Below are 20,426 nucleotides of genomic sequence, written 5' to 3'. Positions count from 1 at the left end.
TCCCGGACCCCTCCCGACCGCCCCCGCCGGGCCCGTCGAGCGGCCCCCTCGCAACCCGCGTCCGCGCGGCCCGGACGCGGGACATCGGGATCGCGTTTCGGCAGACTGCGGGGCATGGGCCTCCTCCTGATCGCCGCCTACGCCTCACTCGCCGCCTGGCTCTGGCTCACCCTGGCCCAGGGCATGTTCTGGCGCACCGACGTCCGGCTCCCGCCGCGCACCGCCCCCGCCCGCTGGCCGTCCGTGGCGATCGTCGTTCCCGCCCGGGACGAGGCCGAGGTCCTCCCCCGGAGCCTGCCGTCGCTGCTGGCGCAGGACTATCCCGGCGCGGCCGAGGTCGTACTGGTCGACGACGGCAGCACGGACGGCACCGCGGCCCTGGCCCGGAAGCTGGCCGCCGAGCATCCGGGGCTCCCGCTGACGGTGGTGTCGCCCGGCGAGCCCGCACCGGGGTGGACCGGCAAGCTGTGGGCGCTGCGGCACGGCATCGACCACGCCCGGACCTGCCGCGCCGCCGAACCCGAATACCTGCTGCTGACCGACGCCGACATCGCGCACGCGCCCGACAGCCTGCGCGAACTGGTCTGCGCCGCGACCAGCGCCCGGCTCGACCTGGTGTCCCAGATGGCCCGACTGCGCGTGGCGAGCGGATGGGAACGGCTCGTCGTGCCGGCCTTCGTGTACTTCTTCGCGCAGCTGTACCCCTTCCGCCGGATCAACCGGCCCGGCGGCCGGACCGCCGCCGCGGCCGGCGGCTGCGTACTGCTGCGCACCGAGGTGGCGGTGCGCGCCGGGGTGCCGGACTCCATCCGGCAGGCGGTGATCGACGACGTCTCGCTGGCCCGCGCGGTCCGCGCGTCGGGCGGCCGGATCTGGCTCGGGCTGGCGGAGCGGGCGGAGAGCGTGCGCCCGTACCCGGCGCTCGGGGACCTGTGGCGGATGGTCTCGCGCAGCGCGTACGCCCAACTTCGCCACCGGCCCCTGCTGCTGGCCGGCACGGTGGCGGGGCTCGTGCTCGTCTACCTGGTCCCGCCGATCGCGTGCGTCGCGGGGCTCGCGGGCGGTCGGCCGGCCGTCGCCCGGGCGGGCGGGCTCGCCTGGCTGCTGATGGCCGGGACCTACATGCCGATGCTGCGCCACTACCGGCAGCCGGCCGTCCTCGCGCCGTCACTGCCGTTCACCGCGCTGCTGTACCTCCTGATGACCGTCGACTCGGCCGTCCAGCACTACCGGGGTCGCGGGGCCGCCTGGAAGGGCCGGACCTATGCCCGCCCCGGCGACGCCTGAACACGTCCGGTGAACCCGTCCGGCGAGCCCGTCCGGCACTCGGTGAAGGGGCGTCATCCGAGGTCATCGCGTTGTGACGCTGCGTCAGCACCACATAGGTGCAAGGGTCAACCAGTGAGTACGAGTACGAACAAGGCGGGGCGGAAGTGGTGAAACGGGGCACGTGAACGAGAAGTGAAAGCTGTGGCCCTGACCTGCGAATATGCAGGTCAGAGCGGGGTTGACGGCACCTCGCTATGGACCCCGTGAAGTCGTGGGCTTAACTTAGGTCCCATGACCTCCCCCCGCTCCACTTATGGCGGCGGTTACTACTCCGCGCCCTCCTTCACGGACACCCCCATCTACGACTCCCTCGTCGCCGAGCGCGGCACTCCGCAGATCGCCCCGATCCGCGTTCCGGCCGCCTACGAGTCGCCCAGTGCCGGTTACTCGAGCGGTGGTTACCTGCCGGCCCTCGCCTCCTCCATGCCCGCGCTGCCGCCGGCCATGCCCCAGCAGCAGCACTCGCAGGGCTACGGGTACCCGTACCAGCAGCAGGCGGCGCCCGTACAGCAGATGCCCGTGCCGCTCCAGCACGCGCCCGCGCCGTACATCCCGCAGCAGCAGCCGGTCGCGGCCTTCGCGGGCTACGTCCCGCAGCACCAGCCGCAGCAGCCCCGTCCGATGGCCGCGGCCACCGGGTACGAGGCCATGCGCCCGGCCGCACCCCGCCCGGTGCAGGGCCCCGCGCAGGTCCCCTCGTACGAGGACCCGTACGGCCGCCCCTACCAGGGGCGCGGCTACTGACGGGCGGCCGTCCGTAGGGCGTCGCGCGCACGGTAATCGCGGTGCCCGGCCGGGGGGAGGCCGGCAAAATGCCCCCATGCCGAACTTGTACGTCCAGTCGCTCCACGTCCACCCCGTCAAATCCGCGGCGGGGACCTCTCCCGACGAGGTGGCCGTGGAGCCGTGGGGCCTGGTCGGGGACCGGCGCTGGGCCGTGATCGACGCCGAGGGCACGGTCATCAGCCAGCGCCAGGAGGCGCGCATGGCCCTGGCCTCCTCGCGCCCGCTGGCGGGAGGGCGGGTGGCGCTGTCGGCCCCGGGCATGCCGGAGCTGGTCGTGGAAGTCCCCGATCCGGGCCCGCGGGAGCCGGCCCTGCACTTCGGGACCAAGATCGACACCGTGGTCGCGGCACGGTCCGCGGCCGACTGGTTCACCGCTTTCCTCGGCCGTGACGCGCGGCTCGTGCACATGGACGATCCGGAGGTCCGCCGGCCCGTCGACCCGCACTACGCGCTGCCCGGCGAAACGGTGAGCCTCGCCGACGCCTACCCGCTGCTGGCCGTCACCACGGCTTCCCTCGACGCCCTCAACGAGCTGATCGCCGGGGGCGACCATCCGCAGGAGGGCCCGCTGCCGATGGACCGGTTCCGGCCGAACCTGGTGGTCGCGGGCGCCGACGCCTGGGCCGAGGACGAGTGGCGGCGCGTCGCGGTGGGCGGGGCGGTCTTCCGCGGGGTGCGCGAGTGCGGCCGCTGCGTCGTGACGACCACCGACCAGCGGACGGCGGAGCGCGGCCGGGAGCCGCTGAAGACCCTGGCCCGGCACCGACGGATCGGGAAGTCCCTGGCCTTCGGACGGCACATGGTGCCGGTGGTCCTCGGCACGGTGCGCGTGGGCGACGAGGTACGGGTCCTGGAGTGAGGCGCGGCCCGCGGGGTCCTCACCCCGATGGGGTCCGGGGCCGGATGCCGCCGTGGGCCCGGCCAAGGCCGTCGGCCGCGGCGAACCGCCCCGGCCGGGCGATGGAATGACACCTTCGAGGGGCTCGGGCCCTTCTCCGGAACCAACGGGCCACGCGGCGCCGTTGGTGATTTCGGGACGTGTGACAGCCCTCCGGAATCGACCACCGGATCGGTGCCACGGGTCTCGCGCGTCCCGGAATGCGCGTCCGCGGGACGTGCGCCAGGCTGGGACGCGCAAGCAGTCGAAAGCCGGCGAAAACGGGGGGAGCCGAACCGTGCGGACAGCAATGGGTGTGTGGCGCTGGCGGCGCAATCCGCTGCGCCGGCGGACCGACCTCTTCGAGGCGTGGGTGGCCTTCGCCGCGCTGGTGTGCGTCCTGTTGGTGGCTCCGGCCGTGGGCACGGTCGCGGGGCTCCGGGTGGACGGGACGCTCCAGCGGGCCGCCCAGGCGCAGCGCCACGAGCGCTACCTGGTCCCGGCCGTGGTGGTCCGGCCGGCGGCGCAGCCGCCCCCGGGTGCTTCGACGGATCCGTCGGCGCGGCGCCAGTCACCGGAGCGCAGTCGGATCGTGGCCGCGTGGACCGCTCCCGACGGCAGCAGCCACGAGGGGACGGTCCCGGCCGCCGAGGAACCGCCGGTCCCCGGCGAACGGTTCCGGATATGGACCGACATCCGGGGGCGGTTGGTGGGGCAGCCGCTCGATCCGTCCGCCGCCTCCTTCCACGCCGGTCTGGCCGGGCTCGCGGCCGCGCTCGCGGCGGGCGCCCTGGTGGAGACGGTCCGGCGCCTGGTCGTACGTCGGCTCATGCATCGGCGGTACCTCCGTCTGGACCGCGCGTGGGCGGCGGCCGGGCCGGACTGGGGCCGGGCGGGGGCGGGCAACTGACCTGGCAACTCGCCGGCCCCGCGCGCGCTACGGTGGGGCAAAGCCGGCTCGGATCGCTTCAGCCGCTTCGAACGACTTGATTCACTTCGGCCGCTCCGGCGGCGCGAATACGAGGGTGGGGGCACGACAGCACCATGGCTCAGGGCACGGTCCAGGTGACGCACGGCGGAGCTTCGCGGTGGCGGCGCCGCTCGGGTGAGTATCCGACGCTGAGCGCCGCCCTCGCCGTCGCGGGCGACGGCGACGTGCTGTCGATCGCTCCCGGCACCTACCGGGAGAACCTGGTCCTGCACCATGCCGTCACGCTGCGCGGGCCCGAGGGGAGCGCGATCGGCTCGGTGCGGATCGCCCCGCTCGACGGGGTCGCGCTGACGGTGCGCGCCTCGGCCGTGATCCAGGACCTGTACGTGGAGGGGGCGGACCGGGCGGCGCCCGCGGTCCTCGTCGAGGACGGCTCCCCCGAGTTGACCGACCTGCGCGTGAGCACCCGCTCGGCCGCCGGCATCGAGGTGCGCGGCGGCGCCCGCCCGCTGGTGCGCAGGTGCACTGTGGAGAACCCGGCCGGCGTCGGCATCTCCGTGCTGGACGGCGGCGGCGGGGTGTTCGAGGAGTGCGAGGTCGTCGCCGCCGGGCAGGCCGGGGTTTCGGTGCGCGGCGGCGGGCACCCCCGCCTGGAGCGGTGCCGGATCCACCACGCCACGGGCGCGGGCATCGGCGTCACGGGTGAGGGTTCGGGCCTGGAGGCGTTGGGCTGCGAGGTGTACGAGATCAAGGGCGCCGGGGTGCGGATCGCGGCCCGGGCCGCGGCCCGGCTCACCGACTGCTCCGTGCACCGCACCTCGGCCGACGGGGTCACCCTGGACACCGATGCCGTCCTCACCCTGACCGGCTGCGACATCCACGACATCCCGGAGAACGCCGTCGACCTGCGGTCCCGTTCGGTGCTGACGCTCAGCCGCACCACGGTCCGCCGGTTCGGGCGCAACGGCCTGTCGGTGTGGGACCCGGGTACCCGGGTCGATGCCGAGTCCTGCGAGATCCACGACAGCACGGGCGACTACCCGGCGGTGTGGGTCAGCGACGGCGCCTCCGCCTCGCTGGATTCCTGCCGGGTCCACGACGTGCCGGACGCGCTGTTCGTCCTCGACCGGGGTTCGCGCGTCGACGTCGTCGACAGTGATCTCTCGCAGGTGCGCAACACGGCGGTCTCGGTGAGCGACGGCGCCACCGCGCAGGTCGACGACTGCCGGATCCGCGAGGCGGGCACCGGGGCGTGGTTCCGCGACCACGGCAGCGGCGGCACCCTCGCCAACTGCACGATCGACGGGGTGCAGACGGGCGTGATCGTCACGAAGGGCGCCGACCCGTCGCTGGAGCGGTGCACGGTCGCCAACGCGACCGAGGCGGGCTTCTACGTTTCGGCGGGCGGCCGGGGCACGTTCCGGTCGTGCCGGGTGACGGGCAGTTCCGGTTTCGGATTCCACGTCATCGACGGGTGCCGCACGACGCTCACGACCTGCCACACCGAGCGCTGCGAGCGCGGGGGCTACGAGTTCGCGGAGGACGGCCCGCAGGCCGAGGGGTGCACCAGTGACGAGTCCGGGCCGCGACTGGCCGCCCGGTCCGGGGCCGGCAGCGCGCCCTCGGGGGCGCAGGCGGGAATCCGTACGGTGACGGCGGCGCAGGACACGACGACACCGGTGGCCGTGGTGCCCGCGGCGCGGGGGGGGGGGGGGGGCGGCGGCGGCGGGGGGGGGGGGGGGCACCGCGGGGGGGGGGGGGGGCGCCGCCCCCCCCCCCCGGGGGGGCCGCGCCGCGCGAGTCGGGCGAGGTGCTGGGGCAGCTCGACGCGTTGGTCGGGCTGGACAGCGTCAAGCGGGAGGTCCGCGCCCTCACCGACATGATCGAGGTCGGGCGCAGACGGCAGCAGGCGGGTCTGAAGGCGGCCTCGGTCCGTCGACACCTGGTCTTCACGGGCTCCCCGGGCACCGGCAAGACCACCGTCGCCCGGCTGTACGGGGAGATCCTCGCCTCCCTGGGCGTGCTGGAGCGGGGCCACCTCGTGGAGGTGTCGCGGGTGGACCTGGTCGGCGAGCACATCGGATCGACGGCGATCCGCACCCAGGAGGCCTTCGACCGGGCGCGCGGCGGGGTGCTGTTCATCGACGAGGCGTACGCACTGGCCCCGGAGGATTCGGGGCGGGACTTCGGCCGTGAGGCGATCGACACCCTCGTGAAGCTGATGGAGGACCACCGGGACGCGGTGGTGGTGATCGTCGCCGGATACACCGCCGAGATGGACCGGTTCCTGACCGTCAACCCCGGTGTCGCCTCCCGGTTCTCCCGCACCATCACCTTCGGCGACTACGGGCCCGAGGAGCTGCTGCGGATCGTCGAACAGCAGGCGGAGGAGCACGAGTACCGGCTCGGCGAGGGCACCACGAAGGCGTTGCTCACCTACTTCACGGAGTTGCCCAAGGGGCCGGCCTTCGGCAACGGCCGGACCGCGCGCCAGACCTTCGAGTCGATGGTGGAGCGGCACGCGGGGCGGGTCGCGCAGCTGGCCGAGCCCAGCACCGACGACCTCACCCTGCTGTTCCCGGAGGACCTCCCGACCCTGGCCGCGCCCTGCTGAACCGCGCGCCGTGCGGGCGGACTTCCGGGGGGGGTGCGGTCGGACGCCCCGGTTTCGCCGTACCGGTGCACCGGTACGGACATCCGGCGGGCCGCCGGTTAGGGTGACGCGCGGCAGGCACCGTCCGGAGCGTGCCGACCGGACTTCGTCGCGTCGCGCTGTAGGGGGTGTAAACGCCATGGCCCGTCGACTCCGCCCCGTGGGGCTGGACTTCACCGAGACCGCCCCGGTACGCCTGGTCTTCGTCGCACGGGCCGCCGCCCCGCCCGAGGCCGTGTACCGGGCGCTGGCGCAGGAGGTGACCGGCTGGCCGCAGTGGTTCGGGGCGGTCACGCTGGCCCGGCCGACGCGCGACGGCGCGGGTCGGGAGATCGGGCTGGTCGGCGGGATCCGCTTCCAGGAGACGGTGATGGCGGCGGACCCGGACCGGCGCTACGCCTACCGGGTCGACGAGACCAACGCACCGGTCGTCAGCGCCCTGCTGGAGGAATGGCACCTCACCGCCGTCGACCCCGGTCCCGCCAACGCCACCGGCGCCGGTGCCGGTGCCGGTGCCGGTGCCGGTGCCGGTGCCGGTGCCGGTGCCGGTGCGGCCGGCGGGACGCTGGTCCGCTGGACCTTCGCCGCCGACGGCCCGGCGCCCTTCCGCCTGGCCCTGTCCGCCGCCCGCCCCGGCCTCGGCCACTCCTTCCGCAGGGCGGTCCGCGCCCTGGACGCCCGCCTCACGTCCGCATCCCGCTGACGGCCTCGCGGCCACCGGGTTCGGGCGGCCGGTCGACGGCTTCGCGGGGCCACCGGGGTCAGGCGGCCGGTTCCCGCCATTCCCCGGTGTCCAGCAGGGTGTCGATGGTCTTCGCGTACGGGCTGATGTCCATGCCCTGCATCGCCAGCCAGTCGTCCGAGTAGTACTTGTCGAGGTAGCGGTCGCCCGGGTCGCACAGCAGGGTCACGACGCTGCCGGTGCGGCCCTCGGCCACCATCTCCGAGATGATCTTCAGCGCGCTCCAGAGGCCGGTACCCGTCGAGCCGCCCGCCTTGCGCCCTATGGCCTGTTCCAGGGCCCGGCACGCGGCGACGCTCGCGGCGTCCGGAACGCGCATCATGCGGTCGATGGCGCCGGGTACGAAGCTCGGCTCCATGCGCGGCCGGCCGATGCCCTCGATGCGCGAGCCGCAGTCGCTGGTGGCGTGCGGGTCGTTGGTGGTCCAGCCGTCGAAGAAGCAGGAGTTCTCCGGGTCGGGGACGCAGATGCGGGTGTCGTGCTGCATGTAGTGCACGTAGCGCGCGATGGTCGCGGAGGTACCGCCGGTGCCGGCCGTCGCCACGATCCAGGTCGGCTCCGGGTAGCGCTCCAGGCGCAGTTGTTGGTACATCGACTCGGCGATGTTGTTGTTGCCGCGCCAGTCCGTCGCGCGCTCGGCGTAGGTGAACTGGTCCATGTAGTGGCCGCCGGTGCGGGCCGCGAGTTCGGCCGATTCCTCGTACATCTTCATCGAGTCGTCGACGAAGTGGCATTCCCCGCCGTGGAATTCGATGAGCCGACACTTCTCCGGGCTGGTCGTGCGCGGCATGACGGCGATGAACGGGACGCCGATCAGCTTCGCGAAGTACGCCTCGGAGACGGCCGTCGAGCCGCTGGAGGCCTCGATGACCGGGCGGCCGGGGCGGATCCAGCCGTTGCACAGGGCGTAGAGGAAGAGCGAGCGGGCGAGGCGGTGCTTCAAGGAGCCCGTCGGGTGCGTGGACTCGTCCTTGAGGTAGAGATCGATGCCCCAGGCCTCGGGGAGCGGGAAGAGCAGCAGGTGCGTGTCCGCGGAGCGGTTCGCGTCGGCCTGGACCTTGCGGACGGCCTCCTTGAGCCAGGCCCGGTAGTCCGCGTCGCTGCGGTCGACGTCGACGGTCGTCCGCACGGGCGTCGCCCCGGTGGTACCGGTGGTACTCATGCGCCTTGCTCCTTTGTCCGTTCCGTGGCCCCCGCTTTCGAAATGTACCCCCCTCACCTGCACAAATGGTTACTTTGGGTTTCCATGCCGATCGCTTTCGGTCGCATTCAGTTGCAGAGCGCGGCACGGTAGGTGACGCTGGTGGTGTTTCACCGAGGCACCGATGGACCGCCACACCGAGGTACCGAGGGCGCAGCACCCGTAACTCACTTGTCGGGGAGTCGCAGCCGTGATCAGTCATTCCCGCAGGCACTGCGTCGTCGAACTGCAGGCCCTGCCCGCCCGGATCGGTCAGGTCCGCCGCATCGTTTCCGCTCAACTGCGCCATTGGCAGCTCGATCCGCTCATAGACCGGGCCGCGCTCGGTGTGACGGAGCTGCTCAGCAACGTCCACCGGCACGCGCAGCCCGACCATACGTGCTCCGTCGAGATCGAGTTCCGGCTCGGCCGGCTCACCGTCGCCGTCTACGACAGCGATCCGCGGCTGCCCGTGCTGCGGGCGGCCGGATCGTCGGAGACCTGCGGTCGGGGGCTCGCGCTCGTCGCGGCCGTCAGCGAGGCCTGGGGGGCGCGGCAGCGGCCGGACGGCCCCGGCAAGATGGTCTGGTTCTCGCTGCGGGCCGCCCCCGAGCCGGTGGGTCGGCGGGCGACGGTCGTCATCGGCACCGAGAGCGTACGAGAACTCACCCGGCCGGTGTTCGTCGCCGTCGACGCGCAGGCCCTCACGAGCGGCCTGTCGGCAGCGGTCCCGGCCGGTACCGGGCCCGGCTGACCCCCGCGGCCGCGCCCACCGGATCCGTACCGCCCCGAACGGCGGCGCCCCGTCGGCGGGGGTCGCGGGGGCGGGCGTCGCGGAGGCGGAGGTCGCGGGGGCGGGCTGCGGGCCGGCCGGGATCAGGCCGCGGCGCCCAGAGTGCCGAGCGGGTCGTCCAGCACCGGTTGCCAGGCCAGCTCCGCCGCCCCGACCAGGCTGTTGTGGTCGAGGGTGCACGGCAGGATCGGCACGCCACCGCTGCGCCCCCACAGGCTGCGGTCCGCGACCACCGCGCGCAGCCGCTCCGGGTCGGCGTGAAGCAGCTCCCGGTGCAGGCCGCCCAGGATGATCCGGTCCGGGTTCAGGATGTTGACCAGGCCCGCGAGTCCCAGCCCGAGCCGGTCGATCAGTTCCTCGGAGGCCGCCCGGACCATCGGGTCGGCGTACTCGCCGCGGAGCAGGTCGCGGGCCTGCTGGAGCAGGGACACCTCAGGGCCCGGCGTGCGGCCGGCCGTGGTGAGGAAGGCCAGCGGGTCGGCCTCCACGTCCAGACAGCCCCGGCTGCCGCAGTGGCAGGCCCGCCCCTCCGGGTTCACCGTCAGGTGGCCGACCTCCAGGGCCAGGCCGGCGCTGCCGCTGTGCAGTCGGCCGTCGAGGACCAGCGCCCCGCCCACGCCCCGGTGCCCGGTGGCGACGCACAGCAGGTGCTGGGCGCTGCGGCCCGCGCCGTGTCGGTGCTCGGCGAGCGCGGCGAGGTTGACGTCGTTGCCGGTCAGGGCCGGTCCGTCGATCCCGGCCGCCTTCACGCACCGGGCGAAGATGGCCCGTACGGGAGAACCCGCCGGCCAGGCCAGGTGCAGCGGGTTGAGCGCGGTGCCGTCGGGTTCGGCGACCGCCGAGGGCACCGCGAGGCCCGCGCCGATGCAGCGGCGCCCGGATGCGGCGAGCAGTGCGGCGCCCGCCTCGACGACCGCGCCGAGGACCTGCGCCGGGTCGGCGGAGACGGTGACCTTGCCGGGGGCGGTGGCCACGATCCGACCGCCGAGTCCCACCAGCGCGGCCCGGAACCCGTCCGGGTGGACCTGCGCGGCCAGCGCCACGGGGCCGTTCTCGTCGACCGCGAGCCGGTGCGAGGGCCGGCCCTGCCCGCCGCCGGCGCCGCCGGGGCGCGAGTCGACCCGGATCAGGCCGAGGGCTTCGAGTTCGGCGGCGACCGCGCCGGCGGTGGCCCGCGTGACCCCGAGTTCGGCCGTCAGGACGGCCCGGGTCGGGGCGCGACCGGTGTGGACGAGTTCCAAGGCCGGGCCCAGGGCGCCGCGGCCCCGCTCCAGCTTGGTCCTCGTGGACGCCGTGGCGGCCGTGGCGGCCGTGGTGGTCGTGGAGGTTTCGGACGCCGTGGACACCGTGGTCCCGTCCCCCACCCGCGGCGGGGCCCCGTTGCCGTTCATGACATGGATCCTCGCATGATCGGGAGGTACCGGACGCCCGTCTACGGTCCCAGGCCGCCGACCCGCAGTGTGATGTTCAGCCGCCCGTCGAGCCCGAGGTCCGGCGGCGCGGTGCCGGGCAGGACCTTCGGCACCCCGTGGTAGGCCCGTCGGCTCGGGCCGCCGAAGACGAACAGGTCCCCGCTGCGCAGCGGAACGTCCCGGAACGGACGTCCGCGCGAGGCGGTGGTGCCGAAGCGGAAGAGGCAGGAATCACCCAGGCTGAGGGAGACGACCGGGGCGGGCGACCGTTCCTCGGCGTCGCGGTGCATGCCCATCCGGGAGTCACCGGCGTAGAAGTTGATCAGGGCGATGTCGTACTCCTCCGCCTGCTCGGGGGGCGTTCCGTACGCGTCGGACACCGCGCGCCGTCCGAGTGCGGCCAGCCATCGGGGCATCGGCTTCACCGGCGCCCCGTCCCCGTCGACGGCGGTGGGCGCGTAGCCGTACGGGTACCAGTGCAGCCCCAGGCACACCTGTCGGGCGCTCATCGTCCCGCCGCCGGGGGTGTGCACGGTCCGTAGGCCCGCGGGCGGCCGGGCCCACTCCCGGCAGGCGGCGAGCAGTTCCCGCTGGCCCCGCGGGTCGAGCCAGTCCGGCAGGTGGACGGCGCCCGGGGCGATCTCGGCGCGCTCGCGCGGGAAGAGTTCTGCGTCCATGTACCCCATGGTGCGGCCTGCCGGCAGACTCCGGGGCATGAAGATCAGCGAGTACGTGGACACGCTGGCCCTGGAGGGCGAGCTCCTCGCCGGGGCGGCCGAGCAAGCGGGTACGGACGCACCGGTGCCCACCTGTCCGCCGTGGCGGGTGACCGATCTGCTGCGGCACGTGGGGGCGGTGCACCGCTGGGCGACCGGGTACGTGGCCGACGCACAGGTGGAGCCGCGACCCTTCCCGGAGGCACCCGAACTGTCCGGGCCCGAGCTCCTCGACTGGTTCCGCGCGGGGCACGGGACGTTGGTGGACGCCCTGACCCGGGCTCCGGACGACGTCCTGTGCTGGACGTTCCTGCCGACGGCACCGCCGTCACCGCTGGCGTTCTGGGCGCGCCGGCAGGCGCACGAGACGACCGTGCACCGCTTCGACGCGCAGGCCGCGCAGGGAATCGCCTGCTCCCCGGTGACGCCGGAGTTCGCGGAGGACGGCGTCGACGAACTGCTGACCGGCTTCCATGCCCGACCGCGCAGCCGGGTGCGTACGGAGGAGCCGCGGGTGCTGCGGGTCCGGGCGATCGACACCGGCGCGGCGTGGACGGTCCACCTGTCGCGGGAGCCGGCCCGCACGGTGCGCGGCGACACCGCGGACCGGGTGGACTGCGAGGTGAGCGGCGAGGCGGCGTGGTTGTACGCGGCCCTGTGGAACCGGCACCCGCTGACGGGCCCCGGGGTGACGGGTGACGTGTCGCTGGCCCGGCTGTGGAGCGACACGGCGGGCATCTGAGCCTCCGGTTCGGGCGGCCGGGTGCGGGCGCGCGCTCGTACCCGGGTCCGAGCGCGTGCCCGCCCGCAGGTTCGGCGGAGACACTCTTGAGGAGCTCTTGTCACCCGCGGTGCCCGCTGTGAGACTGCGCGTATGGGGCAACGGACACAGGCGGAACGGGACGCGGTCACCGTCGAGATCGGCTACGCCTTCGTCAGCGCGTGCTTCGTCGCCGCCCTGGTCTTCGGGCTGGTCTACGGCGCGGCACCGGTTTTGGACCTGTCCCCCGCCGCGCACCGGACGGCGGCGGTGACGGCCGGCGCGCTGGCCTCGGTGGCGTTCCTGGCGCGCGTCACCCACGTGCTGTGGCGCTTCGGCCACCGCCGGCGGCAGGACGTACGGGATCCGTCCGAAACCTGAGCCCCGGCCCGGCCGGGGCCGCTCAGCCCACGCCGGCCGCGTATGCGGTCTGGCTGCGGTAGCGCCAAGCGGGTCCGGTGTTCCAGGGGTTGGGCATGACGGTGTCCGTCGCGTAGGCGTAGCCGGCGCCCCGTTCGAAGGCCGTGCGCAGGGTGTCCCGCATGGTCGCCTCGTCCGGGACGTCGTGGACGAGGTGCCAGAACGCGGTGCCGCTCGGGTCGTACTCGGATCCGCCCCGGTAGCCGGTGCGGGCGTTGAACACGTTGCCGCCGGGCCAGCCGTCGGCCGTGTACTCCGCGTAGGTGTCCTCGTAGGTCACGTACGTGTCGGCGGTGCGGTGGCCGGGCTCCAGGTAGCAGTCGGCGATGGCCGTGCCCGGATTGTTGACGACCAGGTCCGGGGCGTTCGGGTCGACGGCGTGCATCGCCTCCTGGACGTAGCGGCGCAGTTCGGCGTAGTAGTCGCGGGTGGCGTTGCCCGGGCCGCAGTCGCGGCTGACGACGTCGAAGAAGATCCCGTCGACGTGGAGCCGGCCGTCGCCACCGTCGGCCGGTCTGAGGTAGTTGTCGACGGAGGCCTTCGCGGCGGCGATGTCCCGGCTGCCGTGGTCGGTGTGGACGTACCCGAGGACCCTCGTGCGCTCGCCGGTGGCGGTGACCCCCGTGCGCAGGGCGTCGGCGCGGGCCCGCCAGGGCGCGTCGAAGGGGGAATCGCCGTTGCCGGGGTTGAGGACGACGACGGAGGCGGCCGGCCCGGTCGTGGTGAGGTCGGTCAGCATACGGTCGTCGGACCAGACGTAGGCGGGGACGGCGATGTCCAGGCCCCGCACCCCGGGCGGTCGGGGCGTGGGGGTGACCGTCGGGGCGGGCGGCGGGATCGGGCTCGCCGGCGGGGAGGACGCCGGACCCGAGGGCGGCGCGGTTCCCGCCGGGCGCCGGGCGTGGGATCCGTCGGCCGCGGCCTTCACGACGGCTGCCGCCACGGCGAGCAGGACCGCCAACAGGACGGCGTACAGGGCCTGCGCGGCTCGGGCGGGGGCCATCACTGTTTCCTCCGGCTACAGGGGTACGACCCGAGGAACACTAGGCGTGCGGCAAGTCGATGAAAGCCGAACCACCCACTTTGATGTGAGGAACAGAAAAGCTATCTGTCACTCCATCATGTGAATTACCATCAGATTTCGGCCAGGGCGGTCCGGTTCACGGCCCGACAGTCCGGTGCGCGGCCCGGGTGGCTCGGTTCACGGCGCGACAGTCCGGTTCGCGGCCCGGGTGGTTCGGTCCCACGGTGCGGCAGTCCAGTTCGCGGCCCGGGTGGCTCGGCTCACGGCGCGGCAGTCCGGTTCGGGCCCGGGTGGTTCGGTCCCACGGTGCGGCAGTCCGGTTCGCGGCCCGGGTGGCTCGGTTCACGGCGCGGGCGGTCCGGGCTACAGCGCGTGGTTCGGTCCCACGGCGCGGGCGGTCCGGGCTACAGCGCGCGGCCCCCTTCGCGCCGCGGGGAATCCCCTTCGGGCCGCGGGCGTCCGCCTCACGCCGCCGGCAGTCCGACGCCGTGGGCGAGTTGCCCGGTGGCATGCGCGAAGAAGGCGGCCCGTTCCTCGACGACGCGCTCGTACTGACCGAACAGCTCGAAGGAGACCAGTCCGACGAGCTGCGCCCAGGCGGCGACCAGGGCGGCCGTCACCTCGGGCGGCAGGCCCTCGGCGAAGTCCGAGGTCATCCGGCCGGCTTCGTGGCGCAGGCCGGCGGGCAGCGGCGGCAGGGCGAGCCCCTGGCCCGCGTACGCGGAACGGAGGATCCCGATGAGGGAGTTGGCGACGCGGGAGGCGGGGCCGATGGTGTCCTGCGGGGCGCTGTAGCCGGGGACCGGGGAGCCGTACACGAGGGCGTACTCGTGCGGGTGCGCGAGCGCCCAGGCGCGGACCGCCTCGCAGACGGCGATCCAGCGGGCGCGGGGCGGGGCTCCGGCGGCGAGGGCGGTCCGGTCGGCGTCCTCGGCGGCGGCGCCCAGGCTGTCGTAGGCGTCGATGATCAGCGCGGTGAGGAGGTCGTCGCGGCTGGGGAAGTAGCGGTAGAGCGCGGAGGAGACCATGCCGAGTTCGCGGGCGACGGCGCGCAGCGAGAGTTTGGCGGCGCCCTCGGCCGCGAGACTGCGGCGCGCCTCGTCCTTGATGGCGGCGGTGACCTCGACGCGGGCCCGTTCCCGGGCTCCTCGAACGGTACTCATGCGGTTCAGTGTGCCATGCGACCGGAGCAGTGCCCACAAAACAGAGCACCGCACCTTTTCAAGAGCAGTGCTCTTGCTTTGGTGCACCGCTCCGGCGCAGACTGGTGGCGAGCGAGAGCACCGCTCTCCAACTCCGCCGGAGGCCATCGTGAACGCGCCCGCCCCCTACTACGCCCAAGGCGGCCCGTTCGCCATCCGCGTCAACGCCCTCTTCGGAAAGCTCGCCCGACTCGGCATCAGCCTCGCCGGCACGGCCGAACTCTCGGTCCGCGGCCGCACCTCGGGCAAGATGCAGCGCATCCCGGTCAACCCGCACCGCTACGAGGGCTCCCAGTACCTGGTCTCCGCCCGGGGCCACTCCCAGTGGGTCCGCAACATGCGCGTCGCGGGCGGCGGGGAACTCCGCGTCGGCCGCAAGGTGCGCCCGTTCACGGTCACGGAGCTCACGGACCCCGCGGAGAAGGCGGCGGTACTGCGCGCGTACCTGGAGAAGTGGGGCTGGGAGGTCAACCGGTTCTTCCAGGGCGTCACCGCCAAGTCCTCGGACGCCACCCTCCAGGCCGCCGCCGCCGACCACCCGGTCTTCCGCATCACCGTCACGAGGTGACGAACCGCCCGCCCCGCCCGGGCGGGACGGGGCGGGGCATCGGCGGCCGGTGCGTCAGGTGCGGTTGCTTCGGGCCTGGCGGGCGTCCACGAGGTGCAGGGCCCTGCGGGCCAAGGGGTACGTACGCACCATGTCGGCCAGCGTCATCGAACCACGGGTGATGCGGGCGAAGGCGAGCCACGCGGGCCGCAGCCCCGTGATCGCCGCGTGGAGGAAACCCGGTCGGGTCTCGAACACGTTCAGCATGCGCTTGCCGACGCCCATCTCGACACCAAGGCCGGCCTTGATCGCGAAGGCGTAGTTCAGCGCCTGGCGCCGCGCGTCCACCGCGTCCTGGGCCTCGGAGATCTTGACGGCCCACTCCCCCGCGAGCCGGCCCGAGCGCAGGGCGAACGAGATGCCCTCCCGGGTCCACGGCTCCAGCAGTCCGGCGGCGTCTCCCGCGACGAGCACCCGGCCCCGCGACAGCGGGGAGTCGGGCTTGCGGCAGCGCGTCAGGTGCCCCGAGGAAATGGTCGGCTCGAAGCCCGCCAGGCCCAGCCGGGCGATGAAGTCGTCCAGGTAGCGCTTGGTGGCGGCGCCCTCGCCCTTCGCCGAGATCACGCCCACGGTGAGGGTGTCGCCCTTGGGGAAGACCCAGCCGTAACTGCCGGGCAGCGGGCCCCAGTCGATGAGCACCCGCCCCTTCCAGTCCTCGGCCACCGTCTCCGGAACCGGGATCTCCGCCTCCAGGCCGAGGTCGACCTGGTCCATCTCCACCCCGACGTGCGCGCCGATCCGGCTCGCGCTGCCGTCGGCGCCGACCACGGCGCGGGCCAGCACGGTCTCGCCGTCGGCCAGCACCACGGCGACGGTGCGCCGGTCGGGAACCGCCGCGCCGTGTTGCTCGACCCGGGTCACGGCCGTACCCGTACGGAGGGTCGCGCCGGCCTTCTCGGCCTCCGCGACCAGGGCGGCGTCGAACTCGGGCCGGTTGATGAGTCCGAAGAGCATCCTCTTCGAGCGGCGGGTCCGCGTCAGCTTCCCGTTCATCGAGAAGGTGACCGCGTGGATCCGGTCCTTGAACGGCAGTACGAAGCCCGGCGGCAGGGCGTCGCGCGAGGGGCCGATGATGCCGCCGCCGCAGGTCTTGTACCGGGGGAGTTCGGCCTTCTCCAGCAGGAGGACGCTGCGACCGGCGGTCGCCGCGGCGTACGCCGCCGAGGCCCCGGCGGGGCCGGCGCCGACCACGATGACGTCCCAGACCTCGCCCGTCCCGGCCGCCGCGGCAGCGGGCTCCCGCACCGCCACCGCCTCGGACGCGCCGTCGGACGCGGTGTCGGACGCGGTGTCGGACGCGGTGTCCGCGTCGACTCCCGCCTCGACGCCCGGCTCCACGCCCTCCTCCGCCCGCTCGGCGCCCCGACCCGCGTCGGCGGCCTTCGCCGCCGCGCCCGCCGCGTTCGCCCCGCCCGTCACGCCCTCCGCCCGCCCGCCGGTCGGCTCGTCCGCCGACCCGCCTGTCGGCTCGTGCGTCGTTCCTTCGCCCGCCCCCTGAGCGGCGGCCTGCCCTGCGCTTGCGCCGTGTACGTCGTCGTCGCTGCTCACGATGTGCTGCTGCTCCTGATCACGCTGTTGCTCGGATGCCGTGGAAATCCTACGGCGCGAGTCCGCCCGGCCCTTTGTGCGAGGATCGGAACTGTCTTTCGCCTTGCGTTCGCCGTACCCCGGCACTTGTCCAACGTCGCACCCACGAGGAGCGTGCCCATGTCCCAGAATCCGATCGCCGAGACCATCGCCTCGCTGATGCCCCGCGCCAAGACGGAGCTCACGGAGTTGGTGGCCTTCCAGTCGGTGGCGGACTGGGCGCAGTTCCCCCGGAGCGAGAGCGAGGCCGCCGCGAACTGGGTGGCCGACGCCCTGCGCGTCGAGGGCTTCCAGGACGTGGCCCTCCTCGACACCCCCGACGGCACCCAGTCGGTGTACGGGTACCTGCCCGGCCCCGAGGGCGCCCCGACCGTCCTGCTCTACGCGCACTACGACGTGCAGCCGCCGCTGGACGAGGCGGCCTGGGTCTCCCCCGCCTTCGAGCTCACCGAGCGCGACGGCCGCTGGTACGGGCGCGGCGCCGCGGACTGCAAGGGCGGGTTCATCATGCACCTGCTCGCGCTGCGGGCGCTGAAGGCGAACGGCGGGGTGCCGGTCGGCGTCAAGGTCATCGTCGAGGGTTCCGAGGAGCAGGGCACCGGCGGCCTCCAGCAGTACGCCGAGGCGAACCCGGAGCTGCTGGCCGCCGACACGATCGTGATCGGTGACGCGGGCAACTTCCGTACGGGCCTGCCGACGGTGACCGCCACCCTGCGCGGGATGACCCTCCTCAAGGTCAGGATCGACACCCTGGGCGGCAACCTGCACTCCGGGATGTTCGGCGGCGTCGCCCCCGACGCCCTGGCCGCACTCATCCAGACGCTGGCCTCGCTGCGCGCGGCGGACGGTTCGACGACCGTGGACGGGCTCGCCTCCGACGCGGTGTGGGAGGGCCTGCAGTACCCGGAGGCCGACTTCCGTTCCGACGCGAAGGTGCTGGACGGGGTCGAGCTGATCGGCGAGGGCACGATCGCGGACCGCCTGTGGGCCCGCCCGGCCGTCACCGTGCTCGGCATCGACTGCCCGCCGGTGATCGGCGCGACCCCCTCGGTGCACGCGAGCGCGGGCGCCCTGATCAGCCTGCGCGTGCCGCCGGGTGTGGACACCACCGAGGCCATCAAGCTGCTGGAGGCGCACCTGGTGGCGCACACGCCGTGGAGCGCCCGCCTGGAGATCGAGGTCGTCGGCCAGGGGCAGCCCTTCCAGGCCGACCCGAGCAGCCCGGCGTACGCGTCGATGGCGGCGGCCATGCGGGTGGCGTACCCCGGCCAGGAGATGCAGATCAGCGGCATGGGCGGGTCCATCCCGCTGTGCAACACGCTGACCTCCCTGTACCCGCGGGCGGAGATGCTCCTGATCGGCCTGAGCGAGCCGGAGGCGCAGATCCACGCCGTGAACGAGAGCGTCTCGCCGGAGGAGTTGGAACGCCTCTCGGTGGCGGAGGCACTGTTCCTGGTGAACTACGCCGAGTCGAAGCGCGGCTGAGCACCGGGGCGCGGGCGGGGCGTCGGGGCCGTGAGGCCGCCCGCCGACCCCGACTCCAGTACGCCCGGAGCGCAGTGCGCTGCGGGCGTACTGCGCTGCGGGCGTACTGCGCTGCGGGCGAAATTCGCGTGCCGGACGCGGCGTCCGGTCCTTACGTTCGACGCATGGATCTCGTAGAAGTGCTCCCGGCCCGGCTCCACATGCTCCGCTTCCCGATCGGCCAGGCCTACCTCTGGCAGGACGGTGAAGCCCTCACCCTGATCGACGCCGGTCACGTCGATTCGGCCTCCGCGATCGAGGGGGCGATACGGGCCCTGGGCCTGCGGCCCGAGGGTCTGGAGCGGATCGTGCTGACCCACTGTCACCGGGACCACGTCGGCGCGGCCGGTGAACTCGCCGCCCGCTGGGGGGCTGAGGTACTGGCGCACCGGCTGGACGCCCCCGTGGTCCGCGGCGAGCGGCCGGTCCCGGAACCGGTCCTGCTGGACTGGGAGTTGCCGCTGTACGCGCACGGACTGACCGTTCCCGAGGCCCCGCCGACCCCGGTGGACCGGGAGTTGGAGGACGGCGAGGTCCTGCCCTTCGGCGGCGGGGCGGTCGTCGTCCACTCCCCCGGCCACACGCCGGGCAGCATCGGCGTCCACCTCCCCGAGTACGGGGTGCTGTTCACGGGTGATTGCGTCGCGGCGGTGGGGCAGGTGATGCTCGGCGTCTTCAACGTCGACCGGGAGCAGGCCGTCTCCTCGTTCCGGCGGTTGGCCGCGCTGGACCCGGCCGTGGCCTGCTTCGGTCACGGCGACCCCTGGCTGACGGACACGGCGGCGACGCTGCGGAGCGCCGCCGAAGCCGTGCCCGTCGCGGGCTGAAAGCCAGCGGGACACCTCTCACGGCGTCGGGCGGCCCGCCTCCAGGTACAGGGGGCGGGCGCCTTCGCGGGCCCGCAGCGCCCACCGCAGCCGCTCGTAGCGCTGCGGCGGCAGCAGCCCGGCGGCCTCCGCCTCGGTGACGAAGCGCCAGGCCCGCAGTTCGGGGCCGGGCAGACGCAACGCCTTGATCTGCGGCGGGGTCAGCGCTCCGCCGTCGAACAGCAGCCGCATTCCCCCGTACGCCGGCCGCTGCGGCGGTTCCCAGTCGACGACCAGCAGGGGCGGGGCTTCGTGGAGTTCCAGGCCGAGTTCCTCGGCGACCTCCCGGACGCCCGCGCGGCCGGGCGCCTCGCCGGCTTCGACGACTCCGCCGGGAAACTCCCAGCCCGGCTTGTACGTCGGGTCGACCAGGAGGACCCGGTCCTGGTCGTCGAAGAGCAGGACCCCGGCCGCCACGGTCTCGCGCGTCGGCTCCGGCGTCTGCACGATGTCGCAGAGACCGGCCCTGTCCGTCCGCACGGCCTCGGCGATCCGCTCGGCCGTCTCCCGTACGGTCAGCCGCCCGTTGTCGATGACGTGGGCGTCGGCCGTCAGCCAGCCCAGCGCTTCCTGGTAGGCGGGGATGTGGTCGTACGCCCACTGCCGGACCCGGACGTCCACCACCTCGGGGTCGCCCGGTTCCCGACGGGTCGCGATGCGCTCGCGCAGGATCGTTTCCTCTGGGGCGAGCAGGATGTGCCGTACGGGAATGCGCCGGGCCGCCAGGGCCCCGAAGATCTCGTCGCGGTAGTCCTGCCGGAGCAGGGTCATCGGCACCACCAGCACGCCCCCGAGCTCCGCGAGCATCGCGGCGGCCGTGTCGACGACCAGCCGCCGCCAACTGGGTAGGTCCTGGTAATCGGTCACCTCCGCGAGGCGTTCGCGCGGCAGCAGCAGCCGCAGCGCGTCACCGATGAGCTCCGGGTCGAACAGGGCGCTGTCCGGCAGCAGTCCGGCCAGTTCGCGGCCCGTGCTGGTCTTCCCGGCACTGAACGTGCCGTTGATCCAGACAATCAC

18 protein-coding genes and 1 pseudogene are annotated in these 20,426 nt (G+C 73.8%); 12 read left to right on the top strand and 7 right to left on the bottom strand.

All coding sequences use genetic code 11. From position 1 onward, the window contains the following. Positions 1–114 precede the first annotated feature (114 nt). The 6 genes and pseudogenes from ACZ4XJ_RS12360 to ACZ4XJ_RS12335 all read left to right on the top strand — a co-directional run bounded on the left by ACZ4XJ_RS12360 (position 115) and on the right by ACZ4XJ_RS12335 (position 7,279). On the top strand, positions 115–1,287 hold the full coding sequence (locus ACZ4XJ_RS12360; protein WP_468496117.1) for a glycosyltransferase: 1,173 nt from the start codon (positions 115–117) through the stop codon (positions 1,285–1,287). Between the two features lie 273 nt (positions 1,288–1,560). Then, positions 1,561–2,073 (top strand): DUF6643 family protein, encoded by a 513-nt coding sequence (locus ACZ4XJ_RS12355; protein ID WP_362882862.1) that lies wholly within the window; start codon positions 1,561–1,563, stop codon positions 2,071–2,073. 76 nt (positions 2,074–2,149) lie between these two features. Next, entirely contained in the window at positions 2,150–2,974 is an 825-nt protein-coding gene (locus tag ACZ4XJ_RS12350) for an MOSC domain-containing protein (protein WP_468496116.1), read from the top strand. A gap of 316 nt (positions 2,975–3,290) precedes the next feature. Beyond that, positions 3,291–3,902 (top strand): Rv1733c family protein, encoded by a 612-nt coding sequence (locus tag ACZ4XJ_RS12345; protein WP_362882866.1) that lies wholly within the window; start codon positions 3,291–3,293, stop codon positions 3,900–3,902. Positions 3,903–4,036: 134 nt separating this feature from the next. Continuing rightward, positions 4,037–6,537, top strand: a pseudogene (locus tag ACZ4XJ_RS12340) (right-handed parallel beta-helix repeat-containing protein). A gap of 178 nt (positions 6,538–6,715) precedes the next feature. After that, a complete protein-coding gene (locus ACZ4XJ_RS12335; protein ID WP_468496115.1) occupies positions 6,716–7,279 on the top strand; it encodes an SRPBCC family protein in 564 nt (187 codons plus the stop codon). 58 nt (positions 7,280–7,337) lie between these two features. Here the strand turns inward: ACZ4XJ_RS12335 and ACZ4XJ_RS12330 are convergent, their stop codons facing one another. After that, positions 7,338–8,480: a PLP-dependent cysteine synthase family protein gene (locus tag ACZ4XJ_RS12330; RefSeq protein ID WP_362876595.1), complete on the bottom strand. Its 1,143-nt coding sequence runs from the start codon at positions 8,478–8,480 to the stop codon at positions 7,338–7,340. A 229-nt stretch (positions 8,481–8,709) separates the two neighbouring features. On the opposite strand from ACZ4XJ_RS12330, the gene ACZ4XJ_RS12325 reads away from it, so the two are divergent. Next, positions 8,710–9,252 (top strand): ATP-binding protein, encoded by a 543-nt coding sequence (locus ACZ4XJ_RS12325; RefSeq protein WP_362876594.1) that lies wholly within the window; start codon positions 8,710–8,712, stop codon positions 9,250–9,252. Positions 9,253–9,374: 122 nt separating this feature from the next. Here ACZ4XJ_RS12325 and ACZ4XJ_RS12320 read toward each other — a convergent pair whose 3' ends face one another. Both ACZ4XJ_RS12320 and ACZ4XJ_RS12315 read right to left on the bottom strand, forming a co-directional pair. Continuing rightward, the gene (locus ACZ4XJ_RS12320; RefSeq protein ID WP_468496114.1) at positions 9,375–10,682 is read right to left on the bottom strand and encodes an ROK family protein; all 1,308 of its coding nucleotides are present in this window, start codon (positions 10,680–10,682) and stop codon (positions 9,375–9,377) included. Positions 10,683–10,723: 41 nt separating this feature from the next. After that, positions 10,724–11,380: an alpha-ketoglutarate-dependent dioxygenase AlkB family protein gene (locus ACZ4XJ_RS12315; RefSeq protein ID WP_362876592.1), complete on the bottom strand. Its 657-nt coding sequence runs from the start codon at positions 11,378–11,380 to the stop codon at positions 10,724–10,726. Positions 11,381–11,417: 37 nt separating this feature from the next. Between ACZ4XJ_RS12315 and ACZ4XJ_RS12310 the strand changes: the two genes are divergently transcribed. Together ACZ4XJ_RS12310 and ACZ4XJ_RS12305 are read left to right on the top strand one after the other, a co-directional pair. After that, complete coding sequence (locus tag ACZ4XJ_RS12310; protein ID WP_468496113.1) at positions 11,418–12,161, top strand: maleylpyruvate isomerase family mycothiol-dependent enzyme; 744 nt, start codon at positions 11,418–11,420, stop codon at positions 12,159–12,161. A 132-nt stretch (positions 12,162–12,293) separates the two neighbouring features. After that, positions 12,294–12,560 (top strand): DUF6332 family protein, encoded by a 267-nt coding sequence (locus ACZ4XJ_RS12305; protein WP_468496112.1) that lies wholly within the window; start codon positions 12,294–12,296, stop codon positions 12,558–12,560. 22 nt (positions 12,561–12,582) lie between these two features. Here ACZ4XJ_RS12305 and ACZ4XJ_RS12300 read toward each other — a convergent pair whose 3' ends face one another. Further along, entirely contained in the window at positions 12,583–13,602 is a 1,020-nt protein-coding gene (locus ACZ4XJ_RS12300; RefSeq protein WP_362876589.1) for a spherulation-specific family 4 protein, read from the bottom strand. A gap of 485 nt (positions 13,603–14,087) precedes the next feature. Then, positions 14,088–14,786: a TetR/AcrR family transcriptional regulator gene (locus tag ACZ4XJ_RS12295; protein ID WP_468496111.1), complete on the bottom strand. Its 699-nt coding sequence runs from the start codon at positions 14,784–14,786 to the stop codon at positions 14,088–14,090. Between the two features lie 148 nt (positions 14,787–14,934). On the opposite strand from ACZ4XJ_RS12295, the gene ACZ4XJ_RS12290 reads away from it, so the two are divergent. Further along, positions 14,935–15,393: a nitroreductase/quinone reductase family protein gene (locus tag ACZ4XJ_RS12290; RefSeq protein ID WP_468496110.1), complete on the top strand. Its 459-nt coding sequence runs from the start codon at positions 14,935–14,937 to the stop codon at positions 15,391–15,393. Between the two features lie 54 nt (positions 15,394–15,447). Here the strand turns inward: ACZ4XJ_RS12290 and ACZ4XJ_RS12285 are convergent, their stop codons facing one another. Next, positions 15,448–16,677, bottom strand: coding sequence for a geranylgeranyl reductase family protein (locus ACZ4XJ_RS12285; protein WP_468496278.1), 1,230 nt, complete (start codon positions 16,675–16,677; stop codon positions 15,448–15,450). Between the two features lie 462 nt (positions 16,678–17,139). Here ACZ4XJ_RS12285 and ACZ4XJ_RS12280 point away from each other — a divergent pair, with 462 nt between their 5' ends. After that, on the top strand, positions 17,140–18,504 hold the full coding sequence (locus ACZ4XJ_RS12280; RefSeq protein ID WP_362876585.1) for a dipeptidase: 1,365 nt from the start codon (positions 17,140–17,142) through the stop codon (positions 18,502–18,504). Positions 18,505–18,668: 164 nt separating this feature from the next. Beyond that, positions 18,669–19,370 (top strand): MBL fold metallo-hydrolase, encoded by a 702-nt coding sequence (locus ACZ4XJ_RS12275; protein ID WP_468496109.1) that lies wholly within the window; start codon positions 18,669–18,671, stop codon positions 19,368–19,370. Positions 19,371–19,388: 18 nt separating this feature from the next. Here ACZ4XJ_RS12275 and ACZ4XJ_RS12270 read toward each other — a convergent pair whose 3' ends face one another. Further along, positions 19,389–20,426 carry an NUDIX hydrolase gene (locus ACZ4XJ_RS12270; protein ID WP_468496108.1) on the bottom strand — a complete coding sequence of 346 codons (1,038 nt, stop codon included), beginning with the start codon at positions 20,424–20,426 and terminating at the stop codon, positions 19,389–19,391.

Source organism: Streptomyces sp. NPDC029836 (assembly GCF_055574495.1).
Note: the sequence above shows the minus strand (reverse complement) of the source record. Positions and strands in the feature narration are given on the sequence as shown.